The organism is Aliikangiella sp. G2MR2-5 (genome assembly GCF_015687155.1).
In the GTDB taxonomy this organism is placed as follows: domain Bacteria; phylum Pseudomonadota; class Gammaproteobacteria; order Enterobacterales; family Kangiellaceae; genus Aliikangiella.
Genome location: NZ_JADPQF010000001.1, coordinates 868,680 through 887,477, shown reverse-complemented (window position 1 = coordinate 887,477; position 18,798 = coordinate 868,680). Strand labels below are relative to the sequence as shown.

At 40.9% G+C, this 18,798-nt stretch carries 12 protein-coding genes; 5 read left to right on the top strand and 7 right to left on the bottom strand.

Going from position 1 to position 18,798, the window contains the following annotated elements:
- Positions 1–29: 29 nt before the first annotated feature.
- The 7 genes from IYN84_RS03480 to galU form a co-directional block, all read right to left on the bottom strand.
- Positions 30–1,310, bottom strand: a complete 1,281-nt coding sequence (locus IYN84_RS03480; protein WP_196137769.1) for a nucleotide sugar dehydrogenase — start codon at positions 1,308–1,310, stop codon at positions 30–32.
- Positions 1,311–1,395: 85 nt separating this feature from the next.
- Entirely contained in the window at positions 1,396–2,778 is a 1,383-nt protein-coding gene (locus tag IYN84_RS03475) for a phosphomannomutase CpsG (protein WP_196137768.1), read from the bottom strand.
- 4 nt (positions 2,779–2,782) lie between these two features.
- Complete coding sequence (locus IYN84_RS03470) at positions 2,783–3,793, bottom strand: NAD-dependent epimerase (RefSeq protein ID WP_196137767.1); 1,011 nt, start codon at positions 3,791–3,793, stop codon at positions 2,783–2,785.
- A 28-nt stretch (positions 3,794–3,821) separates the two neighbouring features.
- Positions 3,822–5,165, bottom strand: coding sequence for a UDP-glucose/GDP-mannose dehydrogenase family protein (locus IYN84_RS03465; RefSeq protein WP_196137766.1), 1,344 nt, complete (start codon positions 5,163–5,165; stop codon positions 3,822–3,824).
- A 135-nt stretch (positions 5,166–5,300) separates the two neighbouring features.
- Positions 5,301–6,590 carry a nucleotide sugar dehydrogenase gene (locus IYN84_RS03460; protein ID WP_196137765.1) on the bottom strand — a complete coding sequence of 430 codons (1,290 nt, stop codon included), beginning with the start codon at positions 6,588–6,590 and terminating at the stop codon, positions 5,301–5,303.
- Entirely contained in the window at positions 6,587–8,260 is a 1,674-nt protein-coding gene (pgi, locus tag IYN84_RS03455) for a glucose-6-phosphate isomerase (protein ID WP_196137764.1), read from the bottom strand. The genes IYN84_RS03460 and pgi overlap by 4 nt, the downstream gene beginning before the upstream one ends.
- Positions 8,261–8,454: 194 nt before the next feature.
- Positions 8,455–9,345: a UTP--glucose-1-phosphate uridylyltransferase GalU gene (gene galU, locus IYN84_RS03450; protein WP_196137763.1), complete on the bottom strand. Its 891-nt coding sequence runs from the start codon at positions 9,343–9,345 to the stop codon at positions 8,455–8,457.
- Positions 9,346–9,653: 308 nt separating this feature from the next.
- On the opposite strand from galU, the gene neuC reads away from it, so the two are divergent.
- The 5 genes from neuC to IYN84_RS03425 are packed head-to-tail and all read left to right on the top strand — an operon-like array spanning position 9,654 to position 18,745.
- The gene (gene neuC / locus IYN84_RS03445; RefSeq protein WP_196137762.1) at positions 9,654–10,814 is read left to right on the top strand and encodes a UDP-N-acetylglucosamine 2-epimerase; all 1,161 of its coding nucleotides are present in this window, start codon (positions 9,654–9,656) and stop codon (positions 10,812–10,814) included.
- A gap of 2 nt (positions 10,815–10,816) precedes the next feature.
- Positions 10,817–11,974, top strand: a complete 1,158-nt coding sequence (locus IYN84_RS03440; protein ID WP_196137761.1) for a DegT/DnrJ/EryC1/StrS aminotransferase family protein — start codon at positions 10,817–10,819, stop codon at positions 11,972–11,974.
- On the top strand, positions 11,964–13,700 hold the full coding sequence (locus IYN84_RS03435) for a CRTAC1 family protein (RefSeq protein ID WP_196137760.1): 1,737 nt from the start codon (positions 11,964–11,966) through the stop codon (positions 13,698–13,700). The genes IYN84_RS03440 and IYN84_RS03435 overlap by 11 nt, the downstream gene beginning before the upstream one ends.
- A 42-nt stretch (positions 13,701–13,742) precedes the next feature.
- Positions 13,743–15,362, top strand: a complete 1,620-nt coding sequence (locus tag IYN84_RS03430) for a tetratricopeptide repeat protein (protein ID WP_196137759.1) — start codon at positions 13,743–13,745, stop codon at positions 15,360–15,362.
- 50 nt (positions 15,363–15,412) lie between these two features.
- Positions 15,413–18,745 carry an FG-GAP-like repeat-containing protein gene (locus IYN84_RS03425; protein ID WP_196137758.1) on the top strand — a complete coding sequence of 1,111 codons (3,333 nt, stop codon included), beginning with the start codon at positions 15,413–15,415 and terminating at the stop codon, positions 18,743–18,745.
- The last annotated feature ends 53 nt before the right edge of the window (positions 18,746–18,798 follow it).

Genomic DNA, 18,798 nt, shown 5'->3' with positions numbered 1-18,798 from the left:
AATAATAATCCAACAACTAAAGCTGTGCGCTAGATTCGCCAAACTTCAACCCCCTGACTGGCGAGCTCTTCCCTCGGCAAAATGCCTTTAATATCAAATAGAGCTCCGGTCGGAGAAAGCATTGCTTTATACTGTTCAACGTCAAGCTTAACATATTCTTTGTGAGAAACTGCAACCACCACCAACTCACAATCTTTAACAGCCTCAAGGGGACTTAGATTAATGCCATAGAACCTGGTGGCTTCAGAGGACTCAGCCCAGGCATCAGTAACAATTGGCTGAATACCAAACCCTTGAAAAGCCTTAACAAGGTCGACAACTTTAGAGTTTCTCAGATCCGGACAGTTTTCTTTGAAGGTCAGACCCAGAATAGCAACTTTCGCTCCTTTGATTTTGGTATCTTTCAAAATCATATTCTTAACGCAACGTTCAGCGATGAAGTGTCCCATATTGTCATTGACTCTTCGTCCCGACTGGATGACTTCAGGTCGATAACCGACTTGTTCTGCTTTATAGGTCAAATAGTACGGGTCAACGCTAATGCAGTGTCCTCCGACTAAACCCGGTTTAAACGGTAAAAAATTCCACTTGGTACCAGCCGCTTCAAGAACATCCAGGGTATCAACTCCCATACGTTCAAAAATAACTGACAACTCGTTCATTAAAGCAATATTCAGGTCCCGCTGGGTATTTTCAATGACCTTGGCTGCTTCAGCTACTTTGATGGTTGGAGCACGGTGAACGCCTGCAGTTACGACGCTCGAGTAGACATCAGCAACAATATCCAGGGTTTCCTTGTCCATTCCCGATACTATCTTAAGTATCTTGGTGAAAGTTCTTTCTTTGTCTCCCGGATTGATACGTTCAGGCGAATATCCCACTTTGAAGTCAACTCCACACTTAAGACCTGACTCAGCTTCCAGTACGGGAACACAATCTTCTTCAGTTGCTCCGGGGTATACGGTTGACTCAAATACAACAATATCGCCTTTCTTAAGAATTTGGCCGATTGTCTTTGATGCTCCTAGCATAGGAGATAGGTCTGGCAGATTTGCATGGTTGATAGGTGTCGGAACTGCCACAATATGAAAATCTGCCTTTTTCAGATCTTCTGGATCAGCGGTGAACAAAATATCGGCTTCTGCAAGTTCAGAATCTTCTACTTCCAGAGTATGATCTCTACCAGACTTTAACTCATCGATACGAGTCTGATTTAAATCGAAACCAATGACCTGGTGAGACTTTCCAAATGCCACTGCGACAGGCAAACCTACATATCCGAGGCCTATTACTGATATTTTTCTATCCATTATTCCTATATTTCCTTTAACCGGGCTAAAAGCTCGGGAAATTATCCACTAATCGGGAAACTAGTCAAGCAGTCCTGACTTTACCCTATCGCTCTTCAATAATTTTGCACAGCTCAGCCAGCTTTTCTTTCATTAGCTCTTTGTCTCCGCGCGTTTCCAGATTGAGCCTAATTACCGGTTCGGTGTTGGATGCCCTTAGATTAAAGCGCCAAGATTCAAACTCCATACTGATACCATCCGTCCGATCAACCGTATGGGCGTCATCTAAGTATATTTGTTCAATTCTGCTAATCGTCTCTGCGGTATCCGTCACTTTAAAGTTAATTTCACCTGGAGAAGGATATTTCTCAATCCTTTCATCCACTAGCGTGGACAGAGGCTTTTTAGATAAACTCACTAACTCAGCAACCAGCAGCCAGGGAATCATACCGCTATCACAATATCCAAAATCCCTGAAATAATGGTGAGCGCTCATTTCTCCACCATAAACAGCATCTTCAATTCGCATTCTTTCTTTGATGAAAGCGTGTCCGGTTTTCGATTGAACAGCTTCACCGCCGGCAGCGGAGACTATTTCCTGGGTGTTCCATACCAAACGAGGATCATGGATGACTTTTTGACCACTTTTCTTTTGTAAAAATGCTTCCGCCAACAAGCCAACAATGTAATATCCCTCAATAAAGCGTCCATTTTGGTCAAACAAAAAACAACGATCAAAGTCGCCATCCCATGCAATTCCAAAATCTGCACTACTTTCCAGAACCGCCTTTGAAGTCACTTGTTGATTCTCAGGCAATATCGGATTGGGAATTCCATTGGGAAAATTGCAATCAGGTTCATGCTGGATCTTTACAAAAGTAACAGGAACCTTGTTTTCATTGAACTTTTCTTCAATTCGATCAATGACATGACCTGCAGCACCATTACCTGAATTGACCACTAATTTAAGTGGAGCAAGCTTTTTGGTGTCTATATAAGATAAAAGGTGGTCAACATAGGCCTCAAGATTATCCAGTTGACAATACTCACCTTTTTTCTCTTCAGAATTTTCTATTGCAGAAATATCTTTCAAAATAATCTCTGCAGAATTTTTAATATCCAGTAAGCCAGAGTCATTGGATATGGGTTTTGAGCCCTTCCTAACAGGTTTCATTCCATTGTAATCGATTGGGTTGTGTGAAGCGGTAACCTCGATGCCGCCATCAACGCCAAGATGTTGGACTGCGAAATAAACTTCTTCGGTACCGGTTAAACCAATATCGATAACGTTACTCCCAGTATCCATGATCCCTCTAGCAAGCGCCATTTTCAACTCTTCACTCGTTTCTCGAACATCCCCGCCCAGCACTATCGACTTTGGCTTTAAGTACTCTGCGTAAGCTCGTCCAATAGCATAGGCGATATCTTCATTAAGCTCTTCGCCGAGCTTGCCTCGAATATCATACGCTTTAAAACATTTTAAATTCATTCAATTAACCTTTTAAATAATACTGTTTATACCATTCTACAAACTTTTTCACGCCAATGTTTAAAGTCGTTGTGGGCTTAAAACCTACTTCCTCATATAAGGCTGAAGAGTCTGCACAAGTACTTACGACATCGCCACTTTGCATGGGTAAATAATTTTTAAGTGCCTTTTTTCCAAAGGCTTCTTCAAGAACTTCAATAAAATCAATCAGCTTTACCGGACTATTATTTCCTATATTGTAGATTCGGTAAGGCGCATAACTCGTCGCTGGGTCCGGGGTATCACTATTCCACTCACTGTTTGGTTTAGCCGGGTTATCCAGAGCTCGAATAACACCTTCAACTATATCGTCTATAAAGGTAAAGTCCCGATACATATTGCCACTATTAAATACCTTAATTGCTTCTCCGCTTTCAATCGCATTGGCAAAAAGAATTGGTGCCATATCGGGCCTTCCCCATGGGCCATATACGGTAAAAAACCTTAGACCTGTTGTCGGGATGTTATACAGGTGTGAATAGCTATGAGACATTAGTTCATTAGACTTTTTGCTTGCCGCATAAAGCGATACAGGATGGTCCACACTGTGATGCTCGGAAAAAGGCTGCGCAGTATTGGCACCATAAACTGAACTGGATGAGGCATAAACCAAATGTCTTATATTATTGTTACGACATCCCTCCAGAATATTGAGGTGACCGACAATATTCGAATGCGTATAAGCATGAGGATTTTCCAGCGAATATCTGACTCCAGCCTGTGCCGCCATATGTACTACCGTGTCAAACTTTTCCCTTTCAAAAAGAGTAGCAACAATATCTTTATCGGCAATATCAAGTTTGACAAACCGAAAGCGTTTATAAGGTTTCAAATTCTTGAGACGAGCATATTTTAAATCAGGGTCGTAATAGTCATTAATGCTATCAATACCAATTACTTCATCGCCCCTTTTTAATAGATATTCCGCTACATGAAACCCAATAAAACCTGCAGCACCAGTAACTAATATTTTCATAGTAGAGCTCTTCGTAAATGCTTTTTCTTTATATCGCCACTTGAACAGAATCGCCGCGCCCTATCGCATAATAACTAAAACCTTTTTCAGTCATGAGTTTAGGCTCATAAAGATTTCTTCCATCAAAAATCACTTTATTAGTTAAAGACTGACCAATTAACTCAAAGTCTGGAGCTCTGAACTGATTCCACTCCGTACAAATAACCAGGGCGTCTGCATGAATCAATGTTAGCTCTTTGGTGTTACATAATACTAAATCATCCCTCTGTCCATATATTCGTTCACACTCCTTCATTGCCTCTGGATCGAAGGCTTTAACGGTTACGCCATTGTGCCATAAGGCTTCCATAAGAGTGCGGCTTGACGCTTCTCGCATATCGTCAGTATTAGGTTTAAAGCTTAACCCCCAAAGTGCAATCGTTTTTCCTTCAATTGATTTTCCAAAGTAACTCTTAATGTATTCAAAAAGTTTGTTTTTCTGACGATTATTTACTGCTTCCACCGCTTCCAAAATCTGCGGCGCATAATCGATTTCTTTTGCTGTTCGAATCAGAGCCTGAACGTCTTTGGGAAAACAAGAACCACCATAACCACAACCAGGGTAAATAAACTGGTATCCTATCCTTGGGTCGGATCCAATTCCTTGACGTACAGCTTCAATATCCGCACCCAACTTTTCCGCCAGATTTGACATTTCATTCATAAAAGATATTTTAGTTGCGAGCATACAGTTGGCAGCATACTTTGTTAGCTCAGCAGAACGCACATCCATGACTATAAGCTTTTCGTGGTTTCGACTAAACGGCGCGTACAACTCTCGCATAGCCGCAATCGCGGTGTCGCATTCAGTTCCAATAATTATTCGGTCTGGCTTTAAACAGTCACTAACTGCAGCTCCTTCTTTCAAAAACTCTGGATTAGAAACAACGGAATACTTTTGATCTACTTGTCTAGCATCCAACTTTGCTTGAATGACTTTTGAGACTCTATCTGCAGTTCCTACTGGTACTGTCGATTTATCAATAATAATTTTTTCGTCTTCCATATAAGTCGCAATAGTTTCTGCAACTGCCAATACATATTTTAAGTCTGCGGATCCGTCCTCATCGGGCGGTGTACCGACTGCAATAAATTGAAACCGACCATGGTCCACGGCAAATTCAGAGTCAGTTGTAAACTTTAGACGACCAGCATGAACATTTTCGTTTACTAAGGACGTCAGCCCCGGTTCGTAGATAGGGATAATGCCATTTTCAAGGTCTTTAACTTTTCTTTCATCAACATCAACACAAACAACGTCATGACCAACTGAGGCTAGAACAGCTCCCTGTACTAATCCAACATACCCTATGCCAAAAACTGTAACTTTCATTAAACTACTACCTAACTAGTTTTTATATTTCTTCCCATGTCATCTTATCAAAGGGAAATCACGAGCAACTCGAAGTTTTAAATTTTTTCCTCGAAATGCTTTCATATATTCGCAAACTGAGGCTAATGCTCAAAGTTATTGCCTACCAATACCAAAATATTTCAGACCGGCTAGTTTAACCTGGTCTGGTCCGTAGATGTTTCTGCCATCAAAAATCGCTTTGCATCTTAACCTCGCTGCAAGTTCAGCAAAGCTTGGATTCCATAGTTCCTTCCACTCTGTACACACAACCAATACATCCGCATTGTCACATGCATCCATAGCTCTATCCGTCGCTTTTACTGAAATTTCTCTTTCAGCAAAGTACTCAATAGCGTTCTGTTTAGCCATTGGATCGTAGAAAACAATTTCGGCTTGCTGTGCGGTAAGTGACTCAATCAATTGAAGCGCCGGAGCCCCCTCTATAGAATCTGTCTCCGGTTTAAAAGACACCCCCCAGACAGCAATCACCTTTCCTTTTAAAGAGCCTCCAAAAAAATGCCAAATTTTTCTAAATAGCAAATCTTTTTGACGATTATTTATTTCCGCAACTATATCCAATAAACCAAGATCATCATTTCTCCGTTTCAATTTACTCGAAATTCGCTGAAGATTCTTAGACAACGTGGCTCCTCCGTACCCACACCCAGGGTATAGATAACTAGAACCAATCCTTGGATCTGAGCCGATGCAAGCTCTGATCACATCGATATCAACTCCCGTTTTCTCAGCTAGTGCAGCCATTTCATTCATAAAACTAAGCCGAGTAGCTAACATTGCATGACTCGCAAAACAGGCAAACTCGGCCTCTTTGGTAGATACGATTTTAATATCATCTTTTTGTCTGTTGAACGGATACATTAATGCCTTAACCCTTATAGCAGAGCATTCCGTATCGCAACCTAATGTAATTAGTTCTGGTCTTGAAAAATCCTCCAGAGCCCTCCCTTCTCTTATTAACAAGGGACAACTAATCACATCAATGCAATTTTTTACTGTTGAGCCATTGCCATTGTTTCGAGAGTTCAGACGTTTTTTCCAATAAATAGCTTCACCAATATCAGATGGAGACAAGAGAATCCAGATAGCTTGGTCCAGGGTAAATTTAATCGTCCAATCAATATCTTCTAATGAGTAAGTTTCAACCTCTTCACCCAATACAATAATTTCATAGGACTCTTCAAGCTTTTGATTAGTGGTCGAAATCTCTACTATTCGTCCTACTTCAACCTGCTCTTTAAAAAGAGACTCCAATCCCGGTTCTAGCTGATAACGCGAAATAGAACACCCAAAAGAATTAAAATATACAGTGTTTCCTACCGAGGCAAATAAAGATGCAGAAACAAAAGAGTTTAGTCCTCCACCAACAACCAAAATATTCATCATAGACCTCCGCTATCCTTGACTTTAGAGTTTATGAAACGAATTAACTTGTTTGTCGACTGATCAAAATCATCAACTTTACCCTTATTCGATAATGCATCGAGTGTCCCCTCTGCCATAACCTTTCCTAATTCGACACCCCACTGATCAAAAGGGTTGATATTCCATAGTACAGCCATAACGTAGACTTTATGCTCGTAAAGAGCAATCAACTGCCCTAGTGAATAGGCCGATAACTCCTCTAGCAAAATAGTGGTAGAGGGTTGCTCTCCTGGGTAATGTCGATGAGAAGTTGAGTTCGCGGATTCTTCTCTGGTTTTGTTTGATATTCCTTCTGAGCTAGATGAACCTAACATCAAAGCTCTCGATTGTGCAAAACAGTTGGCCAACGTCAAAAGGTGTTGCTCTTTAAGACGTTTACCGTGCTCTCCGTCGGTATTACAAAACCGTTTAACTGGCGCAATAAAATCGCAATTTACCTTTTGCGTACCTTGATGTAACAGCTGATAGAAAGCATGTTGAGCATTTGGTCCTACTTCCCCCCAAAGTACAGGACAAGTGTCGTAATCAACTGCTTCACCATTCAATGTTACAGACTTGCCATTGCTCTCCATTTCTAACTGAGTCAGGTAATCAGGGAATACCGCCAGGCGAGCATCATAGGGCAATATTGCTTGAGCGTTGATCTTACGAAAATTGACATTCCATATACTAATCAAGCCAAGGAGAACGGGTAAATTATTTTCAAACTCAGCGGAAAGGAAATGCTTATCCATTTCATGAGCACCCTGTAACAGCAGCCTGAAATTCCGCATACCAAGCTTAATAGCAATGCAAATACCAACACTTGACCACAACGAAAAACGACCTCCAACCCATTCCCAAAAGAGCAGCTGATGTTCAGCTACAATTCCCCACTCTTCCATTTTAGAAGGGCTAGCAGAAACACCTATAAAATGCTGTTTACTTACCAATGCTTCATTACTGCATTGCTCTAAAACCCATTGTTTAGCCGTCTCAGCATTTGTCAGAGTATCAATCGTCGTAAACGACTTGGATACAACAATAAACAATGTAGTTTCTGGATTAAGTGAGCTAAACAAAGAAGAAATCTGAGAGCCATCCATGGTAGATGCAAAGTGAACGTTAATTCCTGTTTCACCTTGAACTTCGTATTCATCTAAAGCATCACAAACAAGAAGCGGACCTAAATCTGAACCTCCGACTCCCAAATTAACTACATCGGTAATCGGCTTACCACTGAACCCCCTCCAATGCCCATTAATTAACCGGTTAACAATTTCTTCCATTTTGGTTAACTGTAACTGTACGTCGGAATTAATGTCTTCTCCATTTAAAATTAAAGACTTTTCGGCAGGCAAGCGAAGAGCGGTGTGAAGTGCAGCCCTGTCTTCGGTTGTATTTACTTTATCTCCACTTAGCAGACCTGAAATTTTTTCATTTAGATTTACCGATAAAGCTAATTCAAAAAGCATTTCCAATGTATTGGCACTGATTTTTTGTTTCGAAAAATCTATTGTTATTTTATCAAAACCTTTGAACAGGCAGTCATTTCTCTCTCTGTCCTTTAAGAGTTGACAAGTTTTTATGTCTGCAAGTGATTGATGGTGGGCTTCTAAAGCTTTCCATTCTTTAGTATTAGAAATTAGCATTATTCGTAAGGCTACTGTTAATAATTCAGTTAGTTGTAATAGTTAAAATAAAAACTTATCGCGCCAGATTTGTTGTTAATAGCATTAACAATAAATACAGTGGAAAATAAAGTCTGAGAAAGACTAGCGTCTAGCCATCTCAGGATTCGTCACCGCAGGCTTAATTAGTCAATAGCGTTTGACTAAATCCTCTCTCATTGAATTCTTTTCAGGTAATCTCGAAACCGTTCCCCTATTTCTGAATGACGCAATCCGTACTCAACGATAGCTTGCATGTATCCGAGTTTTGAACCACAGTCATGAGACTTACCGACCATGTGATAAGCTTCTACAGTTTCCAGGTTCGTAAGCTCATCAATTGCATCTGTCAGTTGAATTTCATCCCCTGCTCCGGGTGCTGTGTTTTCTAATAAATCCCATATTCCTTTCGACAATACATACCTACCTACAACAGCCAAGTTTGAAGGTGCTTCACCTATTTTAGGCTTTTCTACAACACGTTGCATTTGAATCGAATGACCTTTTTTCAAATCACAGCCGTCGCAGTCGACAATTCCATAATTAGAAATTTTCTCATCAGGAACAGGCTCCACCATCACCTGGGATACTTCTGACTCCTCAAACCTCCTTATCATTGCCGCCAGATTATCACTTTGCAGGTCACAATTTGCATCATCAATAATAACGTCGGGTAATACCACAACAAACGGATTTTCTCCAACCAGAGGCCTGGCAATCGATATCGCATGCCCTAATCCTTTAGATTCACCCTGACGAACATGCATAATGGTTACATCTTTCGGACAAATAGCTTGAATTTCTTCCAGTAATTGGCGTTTAACCCTTTTTTCCAGTGTGGTTTCAAGCTCGAAGGACTTGTCAAAGTGATTTTCAATCGCATTTTTAGAAGAGTGAGTCACCAATACGATTTCCTTTATCCCAGCCAGGATACACTCATTGACTATGTACTGAATAAGAGGTTTGTCGACGATAGGTAGCATTTCTTTTGGGATCGCCTTAGTAGCTGGTAACATTCGAGTGCCAAGACCAGCCACAGGGATAACTGCTTTTAGATTTCGTACCATGATAATAAATACTTTTAAGGACTTCTTTATTGGGCAGAAGTATATTCTGATCGGACTTAAATAGCCAGACTACAGGCTCGAACGTGAAGCGCTTGCAAGAAGGAAGCAAAGGTTATTAATTATGCAACTAATACATATAAAAGTGAGAATGAGTCCATTCTAGATACTCCTTAACAGTGGATTAATTTGTTAAACTTCAATGGAAACGTGACATTAAATGGTAACTACGCGAAAATTCATACTTAGTCTGGGTTGCTTTCACACTAAAACAGTTAGCATTGGCCAATAATTAGACAATTTATCAATACATGAATTCAAATAATAAATTAAAAGTGGTCGCTGTATCGACATCTCGTGCAGATTTTAGTCACCTTTATTGGCCGTTGCGCTTATTGGAAGCCGAGTCATCGATTGAGCTGACGGTACTAGCGATGGCGGCACACTTATCACCAGAGTATGGAAACACCTGGAGTGAAATCGAAAATGCAGGCTTTAAACGCATAGAAAAGCTTGAATGTCTGGTAAGCTCTGATTCCGATGTTGGGATGGCAAAATCTCTTGGACTTGCTACATTGGGCTTGGCAGATCAACTAGATAATCTACGTCCGGACTTATTACTACTAATCGCTGATCGTTACGAAATGTTAGCACCTGCCAGTGTAGCTCTGACCTTGAGAATACCTATCGCTCATATTGAAGGTGGAGATATCAGTGAAGGAGCGATTGACGATGCGGTACGTAACGCACTAACCAAAATGAGTCATTTACATTTCACTCCAACCGAATCCGCGCGGCAACGAGTTCTTAAGATGGGTGAAGAGTCCTGGCGAGTTTATTTTTCAGGCGCTCCTTCTCTGGATCATCTACGTCGTTCCTCTATTCCAGACGAAAAACTTGTTCGAGAAAAATTATCTCTGACAGAAACTGATAAAATAATTATCGTTGCTTATCACCCGGTAACCCTGCTTGACCATACAACGGCCGAAATGGAATCCTTATTTGAAGCACTCGAAAAACGCAATGAACAAATTGTCTTCTGTTTTCCTAACGCAGATACAGGCTCACATCAAATTATGGAAAAAGCAGAAAAATTCAGTGCGCGCCACCCAAAAGCGCAAATTAGAGTTAATCTCGACCCGATCACTTATTTTGGACTTTTATGCTGTGCCAACATGATGGTTGGGAATTCATCTAGTGGAATCATGGAATCGCCAAGTATGGGTTTACCAGCGGTTAATATTGGATTACGACAACAAGGGCGAGAGCAGGCAAAAAACATAATTGATGTTTCAGCGGACGCAACTGCAATATCAATTGCAATTGAAAAGGCCTTATGCCCAGCCTTTAAGGAGTCAATAAAAAATACAATCAACCCTTATGGGGATGGACACGCCGCAGAAAGAATTCTTGAAGTGCTAAAGAGATTACCATCAAAAGAAAAACTGTTATTTAAGAAGTCAACCATATAATTATGATCCCACTTGCTCAACCCGACATATCCGAATTGGAAAAAGAATTGGTTCTCGAAGTTTTGGATTCTGGCCAGCTTTCCAGAGGCCCAATGTTAAGAAAGTTTGAAGCGCAGTTTGCCACGTTAACGAAAACTAAATATGCGTTAGGAGTTAGCTCAGGAACCTCTGGCTTAATCATGTCGCTACAAGCAATGGAAATTGGCTCTGGAGACGAAGTCATTACCGTGTCTTATACGGTCCCCGCTACGGTAAATGCTATTATTTCGGTTGGTGCGACACCAATACTGATTGATATTGATCTAGATACACGAGGCATGTCGCCAACTTGCTTAAAGCGTGCAATCACTCCTCAAACCAAAGCAGTCATAGTTGTTCATTCGTTTGGTCAAGCTGCTGATATCGATAGTATCATTGCTATTTGCGAATCATATGGAATACCCGTAATCGAAGACGCTTGTGAAGCCACCGGAAACTGTTTCAAGGGAAAAGCACTGGGAAGTTGGGGTGTTATCGGCGTTTTTGGCTTTTATGCTAACAAACAGGTAACCACTGGTGAAGGAGGTATGATAGTTACTAACAATTCAGCGATTGCAGATAAAATTATCAAATTACGTAATAATGGTCGAAAAATGGATGGCCGCTGGCTGGATCAGGATAGCGTTGGTACAAATAGCCGCCTGAACGAATTAAGCGCAGCAATAGGATTTGCACAACTTCGTCGTCTGGAAAGCATCCGTAAAAAGAGACAGAAAGTTAACGAAAATTATGCAAAATTTTTCAACGCATTCAAGCCTATTACCCTCCCCTGTTTTAGTCAGCATGAATATAAGTCAATGTGGTTTGCTTATGTAATTCATATCGATAATAGCTTCGCACATCATAGAGACGAACTGTGCCAGAGCCTGGGAGAAGATGGAATAGCGTGTGGTCGCTATTTTTCACCCATACATTTGCAGCCGTTTTATCAAAAGCAATTCTCACCAATTTCACTACCCAACACAGAAATTCTTGCCCGTAACGGTTTGGCGCTACCATTTTTTAACAATATATCGGAAAAAGACATACAAACAGTTGTCGATAAAGTAAAGTTTAACCTTTGCAGATTGAGTGATAGCTTATCAGGTCAATATCAGTGTGGAATCAGAAATGCAACTTAGCAGCATCCCTATAAAAATTATTATAGTCCTCATTTTATCCTACAACATTAATACACTGTTAGTTTTTGCTGCGGAAAAAAGAGAAACGACACCACCAATTTTTGAAGATATCACCTCCTCTTCAGGAATTAATTTCGTACATTTCAACGGTATGACCGGAGAGTACTACTTTCCAGAAATGACTGGTTCTGGTGGAGCTCTATTCGATTATGATAACGATGGCGATCTCGACCTGTATCTGGTACAGGGAAATTTGCTCGGTAAGAAAGATAGCATCAAACAAGCGATGTTTCCTATTCAAGGTACACCGAGAGATCGCTTGTTCCGTAATAACTTGATATCTGGTTCAAAACAACAATCAAGCGTTAGTTTCACTGACATTACTGAACAAAGTGGACTGAATATCCAAGACTATGGCATGGGAGTCGCAACTGGAGATTATAACAACGATGGCTGGATAGATCTTCTGATCACGAATTATGGCAAAAATCGTCTGCTAAAAAATAATGGTGATGGTACTTTTACCGATGAATCTCTGGTACTGGAGAAAAATGATAACCGCTGGAGTACCAGTGCGACATTTTTCGATTTTGATAAAGACGGCTATCTTGACATTTATATAGCGAACTATGTCGAATACGATGTAAACAACAAAAAAGACTGTTATGCACGCAGCAGTCGTCAAGATTACTGTGGACCTGCAGCTTTTATACCGCAAGTCGACACTTTGTATCATAATCAGGGAAACGGCACATTCAAAGACGTCACTCAATCTCTACTTCGTGATTACAAAGCGGGGCCAGGACTGGGTGTCGTCACTGCTGACTTTAATGGAGACGGTTGGATTGATATCTACGTAGCAAATGATGGCGCGGCAAATCAGTTATGGCTGAACAGAAAAGGAAAATTCTTCGAGGATGACGCCCTCTTTTCAGGAACCTCAGTAAACAGTGATGGAAAAGCTGAGGCGAGTATGGGGATCGATGCAGCTGATTTTGATAACGATGGTGATACAGATCTGTTTATGACACATTTGATGGGTGAAACGAATACGCTTTATCGAAACGATGGAAGTGGAATTTTTGAAGACATCACTCAGGACGCCGGACTTGGGCTGTCCAGTTTGCCATACACGGCATTTGGTACAGCATGGCTGGATTTTGACAACGATGCTTTTCTTGACTTGATCATTCTCAATGGCGCTGTTGCTACACTTGAACATCAACTAAAAGCAGGAGAAAATTATCCTCTTAAGCAACCGAATCAAATATTCAAAAATATTGACGGTAAGCGATTTCAGGAAATCGACGACAATCGTGTTCTTGCACTTAAGCAACAAAATGTCTCTCGCGGCGCAGCCTTTGGCGATATCGACAATGACGGAGACATGGACTTTGTTATTTTCAACAATAACGGGCCGGTCAAAATATTGTTAAATAACGTAGGACAAAAAAATTCCTGGATTGGTTTTAGACTGACGGATAAGCTATTAAAAAGAGACAGCCATGGAGCGCAAGTAGAACTTAAGTTCAAAAACAAAAATTCCATGTGGCGACGAGTGAGAACGGACGGTAGCTACTGTTCAGCTAACGATCCCCGAGTTCTCATTGGTTTACATAAGGCCAGAGATATAGAATCGATTTATATACATTGGCCAGATGGCAGTACTCAGGAAGTAAAACAGTTTTCATATAATAACTACCAAACAATCCAAAAGTTAAAATAATAAGTGTGTATCATCAAACCGGTGTACTATAGAGGAAAATCCATGCGTAATAACAATATGATAAAAAGAAGAACATGGCTCAGAAATATCTTTTTTCCTCCTCTGATTGCAACTATGTTAACAACTAATATTAATGCAACCGAACAGAGTATCGAACAAACTATCAACGTTGATATTAGCCCCCTCACCCAGCTTCCGGTTCTGCAGAAAAAAAACCTGGAAAGTGCTGTCGTAGAGCAAATAGAATCTCAGAACAAAAAAATCAATCAACAATTAGTCGAGTTCATGCAGAACAAAACAAAGCTCGCACAGCAATATGAGCTAATGGGTCAACTATACCATGCATATGAACTTTACGAACCTGCAAAGATTAGTTATCAAAATGCACTTCAACTGGAGCCAGGACGTTTCACTTCGCAATATTTATTGGCTCTGGTTTTTCGCAGTAGTGAAATGCCCAATGAAGCTGTAGAGAGTTTTGTTCAGGCGCAACGTATAAATGCGGCTTATCCAGCTCTTTGGATTAACCTTGGTGAAACTCTTGAACAGCTTTCTCGATATGACAAATCAAAAATTGCTTTCCAGAAGGCTCAGGAACTGACTCCTAATGAGCCGAGCATATTTGCGGGAATAGGTAAATTATTACTATCAGAAAAGAAATACAAACAATCAATTCAATTCTTTGAACAGGCGCTAAAACTCGTTCCACAAGCTGACAGACTACACTACTCCATAGCAATGGCGTACCGAGGTTTGGGAGATGAAATAAAAGCGAGGGAACATTTAAAACTTAGCGGAAAAATAGGGATAAAGCCACATGATCCTATCCGAGAAAATCTGGAGCAGTTACTGGCTGGTGAACGAGTGCAATTGCTACAAGGAAAAAATGAGTTTGCTATGGGTAAATATCAAGAATCCATAAACAGCTTCCAGGAAGCGTTGGCTGCAGCTCCTGACAGTGTACGCGCTAGAATAAATCTATCCGCAGCACTAACAAAGCTGAATAAAATTGCCGATGCGCAGGAACACCTGGAAAAAGCAATAGAACTAGCACCAGAGAATGCTACCGCACATTTTAATCTAGCCAAATTGTTACAGCACCAGAAGAAATACTCGGGTGCACTTAAACATTTTGAATCTGCGGCAAAAATATCACCAACAGATGCAGGTATTTTATTTGAATTGGCTAACATACAGCAATATACGGGCAAGATAGATGAAGCATTAAGGAACTTTGAAAAGATTAATAAAATATCACCGGAAAACACTGTTGCACAGGCGGGATATGCAAATCTTTTATTTCATAAAAAACAGTATCAGAAAGCAATAGAGATTCTGGAGCAAGTCAATAAAGCGCATCCAACTGATGGACTGATAGCACACGACTTAGCACGAGCATTAGTTACAGTCCCACAACAAGGTTTGCGCGATGGAACAAAAGCTCTCCAGTTGGCGAAAGTTGTAATGAGCGCTCAACCAACATTAGAGCACGCAGATACCCTAATTCGAGCATATGTAGAAACTGGCTCCTGTCAAAATGCCAGCACACTGGTAGAACAAGTTTTAAATAGTATTGACCCATCAGACCCCAAATTACCTAAGCTAAAGCAAAACTATGAGCGGTTGCTACGAAATATGCCTGGCGGTAAAGCGTGCAACTGAAACATGTTTGTTAGTTCTTCAACCTATTCCTTAAGACCGAGAGATCATTCATGAAACAATTTTTCAAAATTGCGAGTGTGTTGCCAGTTATATTGCTATTGATTTCCGGATGTGACACTCAACCAAAAGAAGAGCTCTCAAAAAAAATCACTCTGGAAATGGTTCAGAAAAATAATCTTGCAGTGGGCTTGATGGGACAATTTGATTACACTGCAGCCCTTTCCATTTTTGAATCATTAACTAAAGAAAATCCAGAATGGACCGATGTAGCAATAAATCGTGTCATCGCGCAACTAAATCGAAATCAGGAAGGTGATGTACAAACGGCATTAACTCTAATTTCAGAAATACTTAATCAAGCACCAAATAATATAAGAGCACATTATATCAAAGGTATACTATCGCAATATGTTGGAAATATTGATCAAGCAATATTGGAATTCCGTTGGGTGCTTGATAATGAAGGCAATAGTGCACATGCATCTTATTTTTTAGCGCAAGCGTTATCTCAAAAAAATAAACATCAACAAGCCTTAAGCTATTATCAAAGAGCCGCAAGCATTAATCCTTATTTGCGAAGCGTATACTATGGTGCTTTTCAGGCCTCGCAGAAGCTAAAACAGCGAGAACTTGCTCGCCAGTATCTGAAGGAGTTTGAAGCCTTACGAAATAACCCTCGTGCAGAGCTGGTCGAAATAAAGTACACGCGGATGGGTACGCTGGCAGAAGTCAAAGCTATAAACATCAATCAAAGCTCTCCCCTACCAACTCCTGGCGGTCCATTATTTGTAGACCCCGTAAAATATGCATCACTGTCTTCGGATAATGAGAACCAAACGCCGTCTGGTTTTAAGAAGAAATCTATAACAACAGCAGATTTTAATCATGATGACAAACAAGACCTCATTGTGCATGACTCTCATATCAACACTTTGCTGATTCAGGATTCAATCACAGGCTGGCAGCAGCAAGGCGGTTCAACTCAGGATGATATCGCAAAAGTAAAAGGCGTCAACTCAAGTCTATTGGGTGATTTTGACAATGACGGATTGGTAGATATATATCTTCTAAGAAATGGCAAGAATCAAATGTGGAAAAACATTGGAGATGGGCGCTTTCAAATCGCTGAACTCCCCGGAATTTCTGGTGAAGAAAATAATAGCGTGGACGGTGCGATTTTTGATGCAGATCACGATGGTGACCTTGATATACTTGTGATCAATTCTAATGGTAAAAATGATTTGCTAAACAACAATCTTGACGGCACTTTTCGCTCTCTCACAGACAAGTATCAAATAAGCAATCAATCACGATCTTCTCAGCAGGTATTAACCTTCGACTTTGATCAAGATAGAGATACTGACCTATTAGTAATCAATCGAAAGCCTCCTCATGAAGCATATCAAAATGATCGCTTATGGCGCTATCAAAACTCAGAAGCCTTTCAGCATCTAATTCAGTCAGATATCAAAGCCGCTGTAGCAGCCGACCTTGACGCAGATGGGATACCAGAAATTTATACACAAAATTCACTAGGTCAACTTAGTCGCTGGTTCAAAGAAGATAAATTGTGGATTGAAACGCCGGTTCTATTCGACATCAAACCTGATCTTTCTCACAATCCTAAGCTGGCGACACAGGATATTACTGGCGACGGAAAACTTGAGCTTATTACTTCCGATGGCAATAGCTGGAGTGTTTATAGTTTTGAGCATATCCCCTTGAAATTTAAACTCCGATATAAGGCAAGTACTTCCAGTGCTTTGGTTGACTGGCTTCCCGTCATTAATTCGCATAGTAAAGGTCCTTCAATCTTTGCTATAAACGAAAAAAATGAACTACTAGAATGGGCGCCCGGCGTTGGACGTTACCCATTTGTGACGATGCAGTTTTCAGGATTGGAAAAGGCCGCCGACTCCATGCGCTCGAATGCGTCAGGAATAGGTACTGAAATCGCCGTTAGAAATGGGTCTAACTGGACTATTACTAGTACCTTTCGCAAATACTCTGGTCCAGGCCAAAGCTTACAACCAGTTGCCGTCGGAATGGGTGATTCTCAAAGTATCGATTTCGTCGCTATGGAATGGTCCGATGGAGTCTATCAAACAGAGTTAAACTTAAAAGCAGGCTTGAATAAGATTACAGAAACACAGCGTCAGTTGGCCAGTTGTCCGGTGCTATTTGTTTGGAATGGCGAAAGGTTTGAATTTGTCAGCGATATCATTGGCGTCGGCGGATTAGGATTTGCTATTGGCCCGGGGGAATACGCAACCCCAAGACCTTGGGAGAACTTTTTAATTCCGGAGAACTTACTACAGGCAAAAGACGGCTTCTATCAAATGATTATCTCAGAACCTATGGAAGAAGTAATGTATTTCGATCATGCCGAGCTTGTGGTGTATGACTTACCTGCGGATTTACATTTAGCAGTTGATGAAAGAATGGGCGTGGGTAATCCGCTACCAACAGGAAAAGCTTTCGTTTACAGTGATATAGTTAAGCCAATACATGCATACAATGATCGTGGAGAAGATGTATTGAACAGCATCAGTCTACTTGATCATAAAGCGCCGCCAGTAGGGAAACTGGATCACAGGTTCATCGGTATGACCCAGACTCACCATCAGGTCTCTTTTATTTTTGAAAACCCGATTGAATACGATAAAAACCCTACCCTTATCATTGATGGCTGGGTGGAGTATCCCTATTCTCAAACTAGCTTTGCCTCATGGCAGGCCAATCGTTCATATCAAGCAGCCGATCTCGAATTTCGTCAAGCCAACGGGGAATGGAAAACACTTTATTCCGAATTTGGTTACCCTGCTGGTATGCCCAGGCAAATGACACTTCCATTAAATAATTTGCCGGAAAATATCACCGAATTACGCCTGAGCTCAAATATGGAAATTTACTGGGATCGTATTCAACTGGTTTACCGGAAAGATCTTAAAGAAATTCCAGAGAGAAGTCGGATTCAGCGACTTCACATTGATAAAGCGGAAGCACTGCAGACCGGATTTGCATTAAGGACAACTGGAGCTCAACGCTTGCCGCATTATGATTTTAACAAAAGCGCCCCACTATGGGATACTCGACATCCCTCCGGTTACTACTCAGAATTTGGCGACGTCACCGAGCTTGTAGCAAACGATGATAGCGCTGTAGCCGTCATAGGCCCCGGCGAAGGCCTTAAACTCAAGTTCCCACAATTGAAACAAACATTAAATGATGGCTGGAAACGCTATTTTGTATTAGAAGCAAAGGGATGGGTCAAAGATATGGATCTATATACGCAAGATGGTGAAACAGTCGGTCCATTACCGGGAAAAGCAAGTATCCAGAGAGATCTGATGCATGCTAAATATAATACACGCTATCACTAGTTACTAAATGAAACATTCTATTTTTTACGGGAGAATCCTTGAAATGGATTTCT

What these genes read in the sequence shown, in the direction of transcription:
- IYN84_RS03480 (WP_196137769.1), bottom strand. Translation starts at nt 1,310, where the DNA reads ATGGATAGAAAAATATCAGTAATAGGCCTCGGATATGTAGGTTTGCCT.
- IYN84_RS03475 (WP_196137768.1), bottom strand. Translation starts at nt 2,778, where the DNA reads ATGAATTTAAAATGTTTTAAAGCGTATGATATTCGAGGCAAGCTCGGC.
- IYN84_RS03470 (WP_196137767.1), bottom strand. Translation starts at nt 3,793, where the DNA reads ATGAAAATATTAGTTACTGGTGCTGCAGGTTTTATTGGGTTTCATGTA.
- IYN84_RS03465 (WP_196137766.1), bottom strand. Translation starts at nt 5,165, where the DNA reads ATGAAAGTTACAGTTTTTGGCATAGGGTATGTTGGATTAGTACAGGGA.
- IYN84_RS03460 (WP_196137765.1), bottom strand. Translation starts at nt 6,590, where the DNA reads ATGATGAATATTTTGGTTGTTGGTGGAGGACTAAACTCTTTTGTTTCT.
- pgi (WP_196137764.1), bottom strand. Translation starts at nt 8,260, where the DNA reads ATGCTAATTTCTAATACTAAAGAATGGAAAGCTTTAGAAGCCCACCAT.
- galU (WP_196137763.1), bottom strand. Translation starts at nt 9,345, where the DNA reads ATGGTACGAAATCTAAAAGCAGTTATCCCTGTGGCTGGTCTTGGCACT.
- neuC (WP_196137762.1), top strand. Translation starts at nt 9,654, where the DNA reads ATGAATTCAAATAATAAATTAAAAGTGGTCGCTGTATCGACATCTCGT.
- IYN84_RS03440 (WP_196137761.1), top strand. Translation starts at nt 10,817, where the DNA reads ATGATCCCACTTGCTCAACCCGACATATCCGAATTGGAAAAAGAATTG.
- IYN84_RS03435 (WP_196137760.1), top strand. Translation starts at nt 11,964, where the DNA reads ATGCAACTTAGCAGCATCCCTATAAAAATTATTATAGTCCTCATTTTA.
- IYN84_RS03430 (WP_196137759.1), top strand. Translation starts at nt 13,743, where the DNA reads ATGCGTAATAACAATATGATAAAAAGAAGAACATGGCTCAGAAATATC.
- IYN84_RS03425 (WP_196137758.1), top strand. Translation starts at nt 15,413, where the DNA reads ATGAAACAATTTTTCAAAATTGCGAGTGTGTTGCCAGTTATATTGCTA.